Genomic DNA, 14,272 nt, shown 5'->3' on the forward strand with positions numbered 1-14,272 from the left:
TGCCCACTCGCTATTTGCGGTATTGAGTGGGCGTAACGCCAACCTCACGTTTGAACACCTGAGAAAAATGGCTTGGGCTGCTGTACCCGACCTCCAAGCCTATATCAATCACGCTCTGATCCGTTTCGACCAGGAGCTGCCGGGCTCTTGCCATCCTTAGCCTGATGAAGAACTGTGACGGCGAGTAACCAGCGGCCTTCTTGAACAGCCGGCTGAAGTGGTATTCGCTCATCCCTGCTATTTCGGCCAAGTGCCCGAGATGAAATTCCCCGGCCAGATTCGCCTCCATTGCCGACAGCACGCGGCGCAACTTGTAAGCGGGCAACGCGTTGCGGCGTACGATATCGTTCGCTGAGCTGTCCAGGTAGCTGCGGGCAAGGTGAATGGCGATGCACTGGGCCAGCCCTTGCAGATAAAGAGGGCTAGCCCTGTGTCCTGTCAGCTCCAGCCGAACCTGTTCCAGTAGAACGGACAACCCATCGTCACGCCCGCCCGACACTTCACGTAGGCGAACCGCTTCGACGCAGCCGCCCAAAACCTCATGAATGGCTTTATCCAACAGCGGAATGCCAAGGTAGATGTGCATCACCTCGAAGGGTTCTGCGCCGTCCACTTTCCAACGCATCTCGTACGGCTGTGCCGAGGTCGTTAAAAAGAAATCACCTTTAGCGACGTGGCTGCATTGCCAATCGCCGTCAAGCTCACGCTCCTGCACGGCGGCATTCCCTGAAATGATCCACACCAGTAAAGGCTCGGCTACCGCAGGGACGATGAAGCTTTCTTCTTCACGCGCTCGGTTAAAGATCTGCACCAACATGTCTCGATCGGCTAGAACGTCTGAAGCGGCAAGCCGCTCACCGCGGATATACGCCTCCAAACCATGGGCTGAAGTCCGCTCTATAACATCCATGGGAATTGTCGCCTCATTCAGTAAGCCGGCTCGAACGAGCCATTTCGGGCATTGGTCTCACAGGGTGGGCTCGCATTTCAAGCCCAAGAGATTGGGCCAGTAAAGCTCGTTAGCGTTCCCGGAGGGATAATTCAGAAACCTCGCGCTGGGTGTGGGGCCTGAAGAGGAATGGTCGAAAAAAAGCCGGAATGTCTCCATTCCGGCCTGCGCTTCAACGTTCGGGATAGAGAATCATCCCAGCGTGATACAACACGTTGCCGCGAAACTCTCCGTCAGCAGTGAACCCTGTGTCATCCACATACTCGATGTGATCACCCTCCAGCCAGTACCGACCTTGGTACGCGCTTTGTTGCCCTGCGCGGGCTTCGTCATAGCGGCCGCCAGGCAGGAGTTCATGGCGAATGCGGCCGTCGGCCGTCACCCACATGCCAACGTATTTGTCTTGGTCTCCATATGGCTTGCCCATTTTCTTCCTCGCTCTCGTCAGGTCACTCAGAATGGACTTGCAGTTGGACGCACGATCAGTTCGCTGACATCCACATCCGCAGGCTGCTCTACCGCATAGGCAATTGCCCGGGCAATGGCCGAGGCAGGAATGGCGATCTTGCGGAACTCGCGCATCGCCGTCCGTCCGCCTTCATCGGAAATGCTTTCGGCCAGTTCGGATTCGGTAACGCCTGGTGCAATGACCGTGACCCGGATATCACCACCCACCTCTTGGCGCAAACCCTTTGAAATGGCCCGTACGGCATATTTGGTGGCGCAGTACACCGCAGCTGTCGGGCTCACAGCGTAGGCTCCAATGGAGGCAATATTGATGATTTGGCCGGCGCGCTGTTGTTGCATGAGCGGCAGCGTTGCGGCAATGCCGTGCAGGACGCCGCGAATGTTGACATCAATCATCCGGTTCCACTCGTCGACCTTGAGCGCTTCGAGCTTCGAAAGCGGCATGACGCCGGCGTTGTTGATGAGAACGTCGACACGTCCATGCAATTCGATAGCGAAGTCGATAAAGGATTGCATGTCGTCCAGGCGGGTGACGTCCAGCGCAAGCACATCAGCTATACCGCCTGTCGAACGAATCTCCTTGGCGAGTGCTTCCAAGCGATCGGTGCGGCGGGCACCTAGAACCACGCGAGCGCCTTTGCTGGCAAGCAGGCGGGCTGTTGCTTCGCCGATACCACTGCTGGCGCCAGTGATCACGATGACTTTTTGTTCGATGCCGTGCATTTTCCCACTCCTGTCTATTGCTTAAGAGGCACCCGCCGATAGGCAGGTGGTGAAGCAAGCGTAAGAGGGCAGGGGTGGGCAGGGTTATGCGATTCCTACGCACGACATGCACGATCCTGCATGAACACTATGCGGCAATGGTCTTGCCGATCAGCGCATCCAATCCGCCGACAAAATTTCTCTACCGGCCCTGCGCGCGAGTGAATCTTTGTAAGGCGGCCCGGCGCAGGAATGTGCAAAAGCCTCGCAGGAACCCAATAACGGCCAAATCAGCGCCGCCTTAATCTGAGCCCAAGCAGAAAGCGAGACCGCTTCTGCCGCCGGCCATCAGAGCGACCGAGCCTGCAGTAAACAGGAGTCAACGTCACGCTCTGCACTGACAACCGGCAACGAATCCATTGCTAATTACGGAGTCGCTGTCATGAAAACTGTTAACAAAATGATGATCGGAATCGCCTTGTCTGTTGTCAGCGCAGGTTCTATGGCGCTGCCAGCCAAAGAAATCGGCATTTGGAGTAATCAGCCCTGTAAAGAAGTGATGGTTCCACTTGTGGCTGAGGGCGGTGCGGACCGACTCAATGACCGCCGCGTGGCCGAGGACGGCGCGGACCGGCTCAATACCCGTCGTGTGGCTGAGGGCGGTGCGGACCGACTCAATGACCGCCGCGTGGTTGAGGACGGCGCGGACCGACTCAATACCCGTCGTGTGGCTGAGGGCGGTGCGGACCGACTCAACGACCGCCGCGTGGCCGAGGACGGCGCGGACCGACTCAATGACCGCCGCGTGGTTGAGGACGGCGCGGACCGGCTCAATACCCATCGTGTGGCTGAGGGCGGCGCGGACCGACTCAATAGCCGTCGGGTGGCTAAAAACGATGCGCAGCGTGCCTTCTATGCCTGACGCCCATATCCACCCAACCAAGAGCCCGGCCCGCCGGGCTTTTGCATATGAAATATGTCGATCTAGCATCTACCCAAAAGGTGACTGACCCACCTATCCTCTGCAATCGGTACAGCCTAACGGGAGGTAAGGGTGGTGAGTGATCGGGACGAAGACCTGAAACGCCTAAGGGCCGAACTGGCATCTACCATGCAACGTTTCGCTCCGACATACGGCGTGTATCAGACGGCGATTGATCCGCTGCATTTCATACGCAGCGACACCCCAACCGATGTGATGCATACCGTGCATAAACCTGGGCTATGCATCATTGTGCAGGGCCGGAAACAAGTGCAGTTGTGGGACGAGAGCTATACCTACGATCCACTGAACTACCTGGTCGTCTCCGTCACGCTGCCTCTAGCGGGTCAAGTGACCGAGGCATCCCCAGAACAGCCCTATTTCTGCATCCGCCTGGATATCGATCCCGCAGTCATCGCTCAGCTGATAGCAGACGTCAGCCCTATCGGCGTGCCGAGCCAACAGCCCCACCGCGGGCTGTACCTGGACAAGGTCGATAGCTCGCTGCTGGATGCGATGTTGCGACTGGTACGCCTGTTGGATGCGCCATCTGACATCCCGGCATTGGCACCGCTAGCGCTGAGGGAAATATTCTACCGGCTGCTCAAAGGCCAGCAGGGCCAGCGTTTACATGAGATCGCCATCACCGATTGCCAGACCCACCGCGTCACTCGGGCCATTGAATGGCTGAACAACAACTATGCGCAGCCGTTGCACATCGATGAGCTCGCAAGTTACGTCAATTTAAGTAACTCCACGCTTCATCATCGATTCAAGGCTGTCACCGCCATGAGTCCTTTGCAGTATCAGAAACAACTTCGCCTGCAACACGCACGCAGGTTGATGATCTCAGAGGGGCTTGATGTTTCTACGGCTGGGTTCAAGGTGGGCTATGAAAGCCCGTCACAGTTCAGCCGTGAGTACAGCCGACTGTTTGGTGCTCCACCGAGCCGAGATATCGCAAAGCTTCGATCGCTCGGGTGAGCGCGGCTTGCCTTGGCTAACGCCATTCTGATGACGCTCGTTGAGTCCAGAGCCGCCGCGCCTGCATAGCCGCTATAGATCGAAAGCGGCCAGATGAGACCTTCTTTCGACCCATAGCATCGTCCGAAAATGGCCAAGTGCTCTGGATGGATGTCCACTTTGAGGCGGCGCCATCCGGAGCACTGTTGTGCCTCAGGCACGGAGCAACGCGTCGAGATCGCCTTTGTGATCGAGGCGTTTGAGGTCATCAAAGCCTCCCACATGAACTTCACCCACAAAGATCTGCGGCACGGTCCTGCGCTGGGATCGCTGCAGCATTTGCGCCAGATGGTTCGGCGATGCTTCGATGTCGATTTCCACGGCACTGACCCCTTTTTGTGCCAACAGCCGCTTGGCACTAATGCAGTAAGGGCAGTGCTGAGTGGTGTAGATCGTCACATGGCTCATGGTAGTTACCCCTTAGTGCGCCGATGGTGGAAAGTCGATATCGGTCGTGGCGACATTGTTCAGGTAGTTGGTCAGGGTCAACAGCGTGACCTGAGCCACCACTTCCACGATCTTGCCATCGGTGAGGCCTGCTTCACGTGCTGCTGCGATTTGACCATCGCTCAATTGCCCGCGGCTTTCGGTAATCTGACGCGCCAGCGTGGCGACCGCGTTGAGTGTGCCATTGCGGGCCTGGCCGATGGCCTCATCGCTCAGGCCAGCCTTGGCACCGAAGAAGGCGTGCGCGGCGAGACAATAGTCGCAACCGTTGATTTGCGACGTGGCAAGCGCAACGACTTCACGCTCGGCGGCGTTCAGCGAACTCTTGCCCAAGGCTTGGGCGAGGCCCAGATAGCCATTGAGCGCGGCCGGGGAGTGAGCCAGGGTCTTGAAGGCGTTGGGAATGAAGCCGAGACCTTTTTGAATGCCTTCGAGGGCAGTGCGCGAGCCAGCAGGAGCTTGGTCCAGCGAGAGAGCAGCGATACGAGTCATGGTGGTTCTCCAGTAGGTTGATTAACGAGCTTGTCGATCAAGCTTGGAATCAATCCTAGAGACGTGGGCTATCTTCTTGGCTTCTGATCGTCAAATCTATGCAACAGATCGTCTAAATCTGGAGTGCGCCATGGACCGATTATCGACACTGCTCAAGCACTTCAACCTGCATGCGTCCACCTTTCACCAGGGTGGGTTTTGTGGAGTGACCCATTTCGATGGGCAGCAAAGGTTCGGGCATGTGCATTTGCTGCGATCAGGACGCCTGGCCTTCAAGGACAAACGCGGCCAGCCCGCCGAACTGACGGAGCCCAGCCTGATTCTGGCGGTGCGCCCGCAGACGCATCAGCTGCTGGCCAGCGAAGCAGATAACGCAGAGTTGGTTTGCGCCACCTTGCAGTTCGATGGCGGTGCCAATAATCCGCTGACCCTGGCTTTGCCGGATTTCATCATCAAGCCGTTGCGCGAATTGCAGGGCCTTGATGGCACCCTCGACTGGTTATTCGAAGAAGCCGTCGGCGATGAATGCGGACGGGATGTCATCCTCAATCGGTTGTTCGAGCTGATGGTGATTCAGCTACTTCGCCATCTCATCGCCAGCCGCAGCATCGCCTCGGGAATGATGGCCGGATTGGCCAACGCTCAGCTGTCCCGTGCACTCGTGGGTATCCACAACGAGCCACAGCGCAATTGGTCCGTGGCGCAGCTGGCTGATCGCTCAGGGATGTCGCGCGCAAGCTTTGCTGCGCACTTTCGCCAGACCGTGGGTGTCACCCCGGCGGATTACCTGACGAACTGGCGAATCAGTCTGACGCAAAAACGTCTCCGGGAAGGCCGCCCCATTGCCCTGATTGCCGATGAGGTCGGCTATGAAAGCCCGTCAGCGTTGGCCCGTACTTTTCGCCGCAAGGTGGGGGCAAGTCCGAAGCAGTGGTTGCAGCAGACCACGGCATGATACGTGGTCGCGTGCCGTATCGGTTGTGGCAGTCCAGCGCGGTTTACGCTCCGTGTGGGGCAGTGCGCAAGTGCTCTCGCATAAAATCGATGAACGCCTTTGTCCGTGCTGAACGTCGTCGTTCATGGCTGAATACGGCGCTCACAGGCAGGGCAGTGGTCGGATAATCATCGAGCAACGTACGCACGAAGCCTTGTTTGACCTCTTCTGCGAACAGCCATTCGGGCGAGAGGGAAATACCCAAGCCACTGAGGACCATCTCACGAATGGCCTCGCTGCTGTTGCTGGTGACGTTGCCTCTGATGACGATATCGAGCGGCTCACCGTCACGGATGAAGCGCCAACGGTCGTAATGCGTGAGCAAGGTGAAGCCGATGCAGTTGTGACTCGCCAGATCACTCGGCTCCAGTGGCAGGCCGTGGCGTTGCAGGTAGGCGTGTGAGGCGTACACTCGCCGGGTACTGCTGCCAAGGGGCACGGCTACCAGGCCCTCGCTCTCCACCACGCCGATCCTGATCGCCAGGTCGATGTTTTCCATGAGCAAGTCTTCATTGTGATCGTTTAGCCGCAAGTCGATCTGCACATCCGGGTAGCGCTGCAGAAAACGGCCGATAACTGGTGCAATGCACAACCTTCCGTAGCTGACCGGCGCGGCAACGCGCAGCGGCCCGGCAACCTGTTCCTGGCCGCTGGCAAAGCTGCGCTTAGCGGTTTCGAGGTGTCCGAGAATTTCCTGGCAATGGCTGTAGAAGCGTTGTCCCTGGTCGGTCAATGCCAGGTGCCGGGTGCTGCGAGTGAACACGGGGCCGCCCAGATGCTGCTCCAGTGCGCGGATCTGCTTGCTTACCGCCGGCTGTCCCATGTTCAGCTCGCGAGCGACTGCCGAGAAGGACCCACGCTCCACGACGCGTACGAAGATGTGCATGGTGTGAAATAGGTCCACCGCCATTAGCCCTCTTTAGGGAATAAATGATATGCAACTTTAGACTCTTATCGGAATGAAAGAGGAGGAGCAACCTGTCACTCGTCACACTTAATCAGAGGTTTCCATCATGAATCAGACCATGCTTGCCGCCATCGCTGAATCCGCTCAGGCACCCTTGGCTGTGCGGCGTATCGCTCGCCCGGTTCCCGGTAAGGGAGAGGTCCTTGTCAGCGTTCACGCCGCAGGGGTCAACCCACTCGACACTAAGATCGCAACTGGCGCAGCAGCACACGCCCGGCAGGCGCTACCGGCGGTGCTCGGTCTGGACTTGGCCGGTACGGTCGTCGAGCTGGGTGAGGCGGTCGAGGGCTTCACACTTGGCCAGGAGGTCTTCGGTATGGCCGGCGGAGTCGGTGGCGCTCAGGGCGCCATGGCCGAATACATCGCTGTTGACGCCCGGCTTATTGCCCCGAAGCCGCACGCGCTAGGCATGGGCGAGGCAGCTGCTTTGCCCCTGGCATTCATCACCGCTTGGGAAGGCTTGGTGGATCGCGCCAACGTCCGCAGTGGGCAGCAGGTGTTGATTCATGGTGGCGCAGGTGGCGTTGGCCAAGCGGCTGTCCAGCTGGCCAAGGCCAGTGGAGCCAAAGTTTACGCCACAGGTTCGGCGGCGAGCCTCGACTTCATACGCTCACTGGGGGCGATAGCGATCGACTACCAGGCGCAAAGTGTGGAGGCCTATGTCGAGGAACATACCGCCGGAGCAGGTTTCGACATCGTCTACGACACCGTTGGTGGCAGCACGCTGGATGCATCATTCAAGGCCGTGAAGCCTTACACAGGGCACGTTCTGAGTTGCCTCGGCTGGGGGCAGCATAGCCTCGCGCCGCTGTCGTTCAGAAGCGCCACGTATTCGGGCGTGTTCACCCTGACACCCTTACTTACCGGCATGGGCCGCGAACACCACGGGGCCATCCTGCGCCAGGCAGCTGCCCTGGCTGATGCTGGGCAACTGACGGTCCGGGTGGATCAGCAACGCTTTGGATTGGACACTGTCAACGACGCATTTCGCCAAGTCGCGCAAGGGCGTGGCAAGGGCAAGACGATAATCCAGTTGGTGAACGAATAGAGCCGAGGCTGCTCAAGGCTTTGCACCGTTTCGCGCAGGGAACGGTATGCCGATCGGTGGGCTGGCCGGCACAAGGTGCCGATGAGCCTACAAGCACGACCGGGGCGTTGCCGCCCCGGTTCGGTCCCTCTCGATTACTTCAGGTGTTGCTTGATCGCCTGGGCAGCCTGGTCCAATGCACTGCGGGTTCCAGGCACCTGGCTGAGTACGTTGAGCAGGCCGAAGTCGTGGATCATGCCGTTGTAACGCACGGCGGTCACCGGTACACCGGCAGCCTCCAGCTTGCGGGCATAGGCTTCGCCTTCGTCGCGCAGCACGTCCATCTCGGCGGTCTGCACCAATGCTGGCGGTAAGCCTTTCAACTGATCCAGGCTGGCGCGCAGTGGCGATGCATGGATGTCGTTACGCTGCCTCGGATCGGTGGTATAGCTGTCCCAGAACCACTGCATCATATTGCGGGTCAGGAAGTGACCTTCAGCGAACTGGTTATACGAGCCGTTGTTGAAGTTGGCGTCAGTCACCGGCCACAACAAGGCTTGGAACCGCAGCTTGGGCGTGCCGGCCTCCTTGGCTTTGATCGCGACCACCGCCGCCATGTTGCCACCGACACTGTTGCCTACCACCGCCAGGCGGCTGCCATCGACACCAATATGTTTGCCATTCTCGGCAACCCAGCGGGTGGCGGCGTAAGCCTGGTTAATGGCCGTGGGGAATTGGGCTTCCGGCGACGGGGTGTAGTCGACATAGACCGCTGCTGCACCGGAGCCGACCACCAGGTCGCGGATCAGGCGCTCGTGCGTCGGGTAGTCACCCAACACCCAGCCACCTCCGTGGAAGAACATGAACACAGGCAGTTCGCCTTTCGCGCCTTGTGGCCGTATCACGCGGATCTCCAGCGCCTGGCTGTCGACCTGAATGCTGCGGCGCTCGATTTGGACACCGGAGACATCCACTTTCACGCTGGCCTGGGCGCCAGTGAGCACGCCGCGGGCATCTTTCGGGGACAGGGTTTCCAACGGTTTACCGCCACCCGCGGCTAGGGCCTGCAGGAAGCCTTGAGTGGTGGTTTCAACACCGGGGCTACCAGCGGCGAAGGCGCTATTGACGGCGAGGGCGAGCAGGCCGGCGGTGAGGGTGCGGGACATTTTCATGGTCAAGTTCCTGGGACGCTGGAGTCATTAGTTCTGGTTGGCGGAGGTGGTGGGGCGCAGGTAACTGATTTTCTGCAGCTTGCCGTGGCTGTCGCGGTAGGTGAGGGTGGCGGTGCTGGCGTAGCTGGCGGTGTTGGCCGGCGCGTCTACAGCGATCACTCGAGCGATGTCCAAGTTCATGCCGTAGTGGTAGGGGGTGGCGCTCTGGGCAAAGGCGCCGACGCTGGTGCCAAAGGTCAGGGTGGCGATGGCGAGTGCTTTGCTAAAAGTCATGATGATTCTCCGTGAGCGTGGATATTGGGATCAGCGACTGCTTGCTGCGTGGGTTTATTTTGCGCCTGAATAGTTAGCGCGCAAAATATATTTGCGCTATTGTTCTCATTGAACAATCGCATCACCCAACCCACGGTGTGAAAGCGTCCCGCAGTCAGGCAGAAATGACCGCCGGATGGCGTTGGTGGTCAGTACCGAGGGCCGCCTGTCAGCCACGCAGAGCGCGCTAGCGAGCATGCAGCAGAAGGGAAGGAGAGCGGCGTATCAGCGCCATGCTTCAAAAGCATTTAAAGGCGTGGCTTACCCTCTGGGAACCCATCGGGCGCCACGCCAATTACAGAGTGAGAGAACATAGAGAAAATAGGGTGAACTTCCGTGTACACGGGAAACGTTTACAAGCCCAGATCGGACAAGCTTGGGTGATCGTCTGGACGACGGCCCTGAGGCCAATGGAACTTGCGCTCGGATTCCTTAATGGGCATGTCATTGATGCAGGCATAGCGGTTGATCATCAGACCGTCATCACCGAACTCCCAGTTTTCGTTACCGTACGAGCGGAACCAGTTACCAGAATCGTCGTGCCATTCATAAGCATAGCGAACGGCCAGGCGGTTCTCGGTGAATGCCCACAGCTCCTTGATCAAACGGTACTCATGTTCTTTGGCCCATTTACGAGTCAGGAAATTCTTTGCTTGCTCACGGTTAAATGCAAATTCAGCGCGGTTACGCCATTGGGTATCAAGGGAGTAAGCCAGAGAGACTTTTTCTGGGTCGCGGCTATTCCAACCATCTTCGGCCAGACGTACTTTGAGAATGGCGGTTTCACGTGTGAATGGCGGTACGGGCGGGCGTACTTCGTTATGAGCGGACATTTTAATTCCTCGCTTACTGGGCTGGTATCGCCCGCCTACTGGCGATTAACGAGGCTCTTCGCATTTAAGGGTGTAGCTGATTTCTAAACCCTCCTGACTTCAGCAAGCACCTGGCTATGTAATTGGTTAAATTTCTAAAGCCCAAGGCGGTACCTCGTAAGTGCTCAAGTCGCCCGTTGATAGCTTCTGTTGGACCGTTGCTGGTTCCTGGCCGGTCGAAGTAGGCAAGGATGCTCTCAGCGTATTTTTTCAGCGTTTCCCCCAAGCCTTTCACCTCGATGAGCGCTTTGGGCAAGTCGCTGGCTGTAATGATATTTATGACCTCTTCCATGAGTTTTTTACCACGTTTTCGATCCGGCTCGTTGTAGGCGCTGACCACCCGTTGGTACATGCTCCAGGTGCAATCCACTTCGAGGTGGTGCTCATCTGCAAACAGCTGGAACAGTTGCTTTTTGTTGGCGTCAGACAGGTAGCTGATCCGAGTCAGTAGCGTTCGACGGCTTTTGTAGAGCGGGTCATTTTTACGCCCTCTGCGGCCCAGGATGTCGTGTTGCACACGCCGGCGGCATTCATCCAGCATGTTGCTTGCCCAGCGCACGACATGGAAAGGATCCAGCACGGTTTGGGCTTGAGGCAGGGCTTCTTGCGCTGCAGATTTAAACCCCGTAAAACCGTCCATGGCAATGCTTTCGATCTGGTCACGCCACGATTTGGGGCGACTCTGTAGCCATTGCTTAAAGGCTTGTTTGGAGCGGCCTTCCAGCACATCGAGCAAGCGGGCCGGCCCGTTTTTGTTACGCACGGGCGTAAGGTCAACCACGATGGTGACGTACTTGTCACCACAGCGTGTATGTCGCCAAACATGCTCATCCACGCCCAGCACGGTCACACCGTCAAAACGTGTCGAGTCATTAAAAAGCAGGCGCCGTCCTTCGTTGATAATGGCATTATTAGCGGTGTGCCATGCAACATCAAGCTGGCTCGCAACACGAGATACCGACAGATGATCCAGCACGATGGCAGCTAATGCCCAGCGTATCGCCCCATATGAAAGCTTTGAACGTGGAGGTGCTGCACTGTTTGTATCTTCATGCCAGAAACAGCCGCAAGCACAACGCCAGCGACGGATACGCAGCAGCAATCTGGTTGGTCGTTGTCCGTAAGGTGTGTGAGCAAGATGCCTATCGACAGTACCGCGTGAAACACCAGCAGCCCCGCACTTGGGGCATGGCTCGGGTGCTTTGGTTAAACGACATTCGATGACGGCGCGCTCTGCACAAAGATGTTGTCCAGTGGCAGTCAGGCCGAGGTTATTCAGTTGGCAAAAGCTGGAAAGATCAGGGCTAGAAAAGGTAAGATTGTTCACGTCGGGGGCTTAGTTTTTGTTGGTGTGAGAGCTTACATTTTCTAAGATCCTCGACTCCTTTTCCAGCCGGTCAGATTTTTTCTACACCCTTAAATGCGAAGAGCCATTAACGATTCAGCAGTTGCTGTGCAATGGCTTTTGCATCAACTGCTGATCGGCTGTCACCAAGTAAATGGGCAACGGTGATGGCGCCGTCGATCAGAATCAGAAATTGGCGCGCACGCGCCTCTGGATCATCGAAGCCATATTCTTTACAGAGAGAGAGCACAAACGCTTTTACGTTTTCTTTGTGCTCTTTATCCACACGTCGTACTGGATCTTCTGGGTCGCCTGTTTCACCGGCGGTATTAATGAATGCGCATCCTCTGAAATTTTCAGAGGCGAACCAGTCGCAAAGCACATCAAACATGCGTAGCAGCTTGTCTGCTGCTGAATCGGCTTTATTTACTTCCGACTCGAACCATCGCATCCAGTTTCTGTCGCGGCGCTTTAAAATTTCTATTACGAGCGCTTCCTTAGTGCCGAAATAGCGGTAGATACTCTTGCGAGCGACACCAGATGTCTTTACTAAAAGATCCATTCCGGTTGCAGCAATTCCGCCGCGATAGATCAAGTCTTCCCCGATCTTCAATAGCCGCTCTTTGGTGTCGTTACTACTTTCGCTGTTCATGTCGGCAATGGTAGAACGATCGTTCTCCATGGTCAATACCCTCGCTACAGCAGTTTCAAAGAAAAATAAAATATGCTTGATTTACAAGCGCTTATACAACGTTATCTGGCTCGATAGGATATAGAGATGCCGTTCAGGACGGTGCGCCTGACGGATGCTGGTGAGGTTTACGTACGTTTTGCGCGTGGGGCTCTTTCAAAAGCCAGGTGCAGGCGAGACCTCTCCTGCACTTAGCCATTAAAACGCGCGTAACAGGTCCGTCCTGGCCCCTAAACCTCCAAAAACGCCGCCTCCAGCAACTGCTTCGTATACGCATGCTGCGGCGCATGAAAAATCGTCTGCGCATCCCCCTGTTCAACCACATGCCCATGTTTGATCACCATCAACTGATGACTCAACGCCTTCACCACCGCCAGGTCATGACTGATGAACAGGTACGTCAGGTTGTACTTGTGCTGCAGATTCCTCAGCAACTCCACCACCTGCCGCTGTACCGTGCGGTCCAGCGCGGAGGTGGGTTCATCCAGCAGAATCAACGCAGGCTTCAACACCAGCGCGCGGGCGATGGCGATGCGTTGGCGTTGGCCGCCGGAGAATTCGTGTGGGTAGCGGTGTCGGGTGCGGGGGTCCAGGCCGACTTCCTCCAGCGCGGCAATGATCGCCGCTTCCTGTTCTGCAGGGGAGCCGATGCGGTGAATGCGCAGGCCTTCGCCGACGATGTCGGCCACGCACATGCGGGGGCTGAGGCTGCCGAAGGGGTCTTGGAACACGACCTGCATTTCCCGTCGCAGGGGGCGCACGTCTTTCTGGCTGAGGCCTTCGAGGTTCTGGCCGTGGAAGCGGATGCCGCCGCGGCTGGCGATCAACCTCAAGATGGCCAGGCCCAGGGTGGATTTGCCGGAGCCGCTTTCACCCACGATGCCGAGGGTCTGGCCCTGAGGCAGGCTGAAGTCTATGCCGTCCACGGCTTTGACGTGGTCGACGGTGCGGCGCAGCAGGCCTTTCTTGATGGGAAACCACACGCGCAGGTCTTCGACTTCCAGCAAGGGGTCGCCCACGGGGTTGTGGGCGGGGGCGCCGCTGGGTTCGGCGTTGATCAGCATTTGGGTGTAGGGGTGCTGCGGGGCTTTGAATAGGGTGGTGCAGTCGGCCTGTTCGACGATCTTGCCACACTGCATCACGCACACGCGGTGGGCGATGCGTCGCACGAGGTTCAGGTCGTGACTGATCAGCAGCAGGGCCATGCCCAGGCGGGCCTGCAGCTCCTTGAGCAGGTCGAGGATCTTCAATTGCACGGTGACGTCGAGCGCGGTGGTGGGCTCGTCGGCAATCAGCAGCTCGGGCTCGTTGGCCAGGGCCATGGCGATCATCACGCGTTGGCGCTGGCCGCCGGACAGCTCGTGGGGCAGGGCCTTGAGGCGCTTGTGCGGGTCGGGGATGCCGACCATCTCCAGCAGCTCCAGGGTGCGGGCAGTGGCCTGCTTGCCGGTGAGGCCTTTGTGCAGCAGGAGGATTTCGTTGACCTGCTTTTCGATGGTGTGCAGCGGATTCAGCGAGGTCATCGGCTCTTGGAAGATCATCGCGATGCGGTCCCCGCGGATGCGGCGCATGGGCTTTTCACCGAGCTGCAGCAGGTCCTGGTCGTTGTAGCGGATGCTGCCGCTGGGGTGGCGCGCCAGGGGGTAGGGCAACAGGCGCAGGATGGAATGCGCGGTGACGGACTTGCCCGAGCCGCTTTCGCCGACCAGGGCCAGGGTCTCGCCCTTGCGGATGTCGAAACTGATGCCATCGACCACGCGATGCACGTGTTCACCGGTGACGAACTCCACCGAGAGGTCGCGCACTTCGATCAGGTTGTGTTCGCTCAT

At 57.9% G+C, this 14,272-nt stretch carries 16 protein-coding genes; 4 read left to right on the top strand and 12 right to left on the bottom strand.

Features of this window, described 5'->3' with window-relative positions:
- Positions 1-10: 10 nt before the first annotated feature.
- From J5X93_RS08520 to J5X93_RS08530, 3 genes are all read right to left on the bottom strand, one after another.
- On the bottom strand, positions 11-910 hold the full coding sequence (locus J5X93_RS08520; RefSeq protein ID WP_182941397.1) for a helix-turn-helix domain-containing protein: 900 nt from the start codon (positions 908-910) through the stop codon (positions 11-13).
- A 211-nt stretch (positions 911-1,121) separates the two neighbouring features.
- Positions 1,122-1,376, bottom strand: a complete 255-nt coding sequence (locus J5X93_RS08525; RefSeq protein WP_043215694.1) for an Atu4866 domain-containing protein — start codon at positions 1,374-1,376, stop codon at positions 1,122-1,124.
- A gap of 26 nt (positions 1,377-1,402) precedes the next feature.
- The gene (locus J5X93_RS08530) at positions 1,403-2,140 is read right to left on the bottom strand and encodes an SDR family oxidoreductase (RefSeq protein ID WP_182941394.1); all 738 of its coding nucleotides are present in this window, start codon (positions 2,138-2,140) and stop codon (positions 1,403-1,405) included.
- A gap of 421 nt (positions 2,141-2,561) precedes the next feature.
- On the opposite strand from J5X93_RS08530, the gene J5X93_RS08535 reads away from it, so the two are divergent.
- Entirely contained in the window at positions 2,562-3,041 is a 480-nt protein-coding gene (locus J5X93_RS08535) for a hypothetical protein (protein WP_182941392.1), read from the top strand.
- A 135-nt stretch (positions 3,042-3,176) separates the two neighbouring features.
- Complete coding sequence (locus J5X93_RS08540; protein ID WP_182941390.1) at positions 3,177-4,085, top strand: AraC family transcriptional regulator; 909 nt, start codon at positions 3,177-3,179, stop codon at positions 4,083-4,085.
- 192 nt (positions 4,086-4,277) lie between these two features.
- Here the strand turns inward: J5X93_RS08540 and grxC are convergent, their stop codons facing one another.
- Together grxC and J5X93_RS08550 are read right to left on the bottom strand one after the other, a co-directional pair.
- The gene (gene grxC / locus J5X93_RS08545) at positions 4,278-4,532 is read right to left on the bottom strand and encodes a glutaredoxin 3 (protein WP_182941388.1); all 255 of its coding nucleotides are present in this window, start codon (positions 4,530-4,532) and stop codon (positions 4,278-4,280) included.
- Positions 4,533-4,544: 12 nt separating this feature from the next.
- Positions 4,545-5,063 (bottom strand): carboxymuconolactone decarboxylase family protein, encoded by a 519-nt coding sequence (locus J5X93_RS08550; protein ID WP_043214166.1) that lies wholly within the window; start codon positions 5,061-5,063, stop codon positions 4,545-4,547.
- Between the two features lie 130 nt (positions 5,064-5,193).
- On the opposite strand from J5X93_RS08550, the gene J5X93_RS08555 reads away from it, so the two are divergent.
- Positions 5,194-6,018 carry an AraC family transcriptional regulator gene (locus J5X93_RS08555; protein ID WP_182943349.1) on the top strand — a complete coding sequence of 275 codons (825 nt, stop codon included), beginning with the start codon at positions 5,194-5,196 and terminating at the stop codon, positions 6,016-6,018.
- Between the two features lie 43 nt (positions 6,019-6,061).
- Here the strand turns inward: J5X93_RS08555 and J5X93_RS08560 are convergent, their stop codons facing one another.
- Positions 6,062-6,961: a LysR family transcriptional regulator gene (locus J5X93_RS08560; protein ID WP_043214170.1), complete on the bottom strand. Its 900-nt coding sequence runs from the start codon at positions 6,959-6,961 to the stop codon at positions 6,062-6,064.
- A gap of 109 nt (positions 6,962-7,070) precedes the next feature.
- Between J5X93_RS08560 and J5X93_RS08565 the strand changes: the two genes are divergently transcribed.
- Positions 7,071-8,072 (top strand): zinc-dependent alcohol dehydrogenase family protein, encoded by a 1,002-nt coding sequence (locus J5X93_RS08565; RefSeq protein ID WP_182941386.1) that lies wholly within the window; start codon positions 7,071-7,073, stop codon positions 8,070-8,072.
- 134 nt (positions 8,073-8,206) lie between these two features.
- Here J5X93_RS08565 and J5X93_RS08570 read toward each other — a convergent pair whose 3' ends face one another.
- The 6 genes from J5X93_RS08570 to J5X93_RS08595 all read right to left on the bottom strand — a co-directional run bounded on the left by J5X93_RS08570 (position 8,207) and on the right by J5X93_RS08595 (position 14,272).
- Positions 8,207-9,223: an alpha/beta hydrolase gene (locus J5X93_RS08570; protein ID WP_090345857.1), complete on the bottom strand. Its 1,017-nt coding sequence runs from the start codon at positions 9,221-9,223 to the stop codon at positions 8,207-8,209.
- A gap of 27 nt (positions 9,224-9,250) precedes the next feature.
- Positions 9,251-9,496: a DUF2790 domain-containing protein gene (locus tag J5X93_RS08575; RefSeq protein ID WP_043214157.1), complete on the bottom strand. Its 246-nt coding sequence runs from the start codon at positions 9,494-9,496 to the stop codon at positions 9,251-9,253.
- Between the two features lie 392 nt (positions 9,497-9,888).
- Positions 9,889-10,368 (bottom strand): nuclear transport factor 2 family protein, encoded by a 480-nt coding sequence (locus tag J5X93_RS08580; RefSeq protein ID WP_043214154.1) that lies wholly within the window; start codon positions 10,366-10,368, stop codon positions 9,889-9,891.
- A 64-nt stretch (positions 10,369-10,432) separates the two neighbouring features.
- Positions 10,433-11,734 (bottom strand): ISL3-like element IS1411 family transposase, encoded by a 1,302-nt coding sequence (locus J5X93_RS08585; protein ID WP_011920678.1) that lies wholly within the window; start codon positions 11,732-11,734, stop codon positions 10,433-10,435.
- Positions 11,735-11,840: 106 nt separating this feature from the next.
- The gene (locus tag J5X93_RS08590; protein ID WP_182943347.1) at positions 11,841-12,404 is read right to left on the bottom strand and encodes a TetR/AcrR family transcriptional regulator; all 564 of its coding nucleotides are present in this window, start codon (positions 12,402-12,404) and stop codon (positions 11,841-11,843) included.
- 269 nt (positions 12,405-12,673) lie between these two features.
- A complete protein-coding gene (locus tag J5X93_RS08595; RefSeq protein WP_102081777.1) occupies positions 12,674-14,272 on the bottom strand; it encodes an ABC transporter ATP-binding protein in 1,599 nt (532 codons plus the stop codon).

This window comes from Pseudomonas sp. BYT-1 (genome assembly GCF_023611805.1).
Lineage (GTDB): Bacteria > Pseudomonadota > Gammaproteobacteria > Pseudomonadales > Pseudomonadaceae > Aquipseudomonas > Aquipseudomonas guariconensis.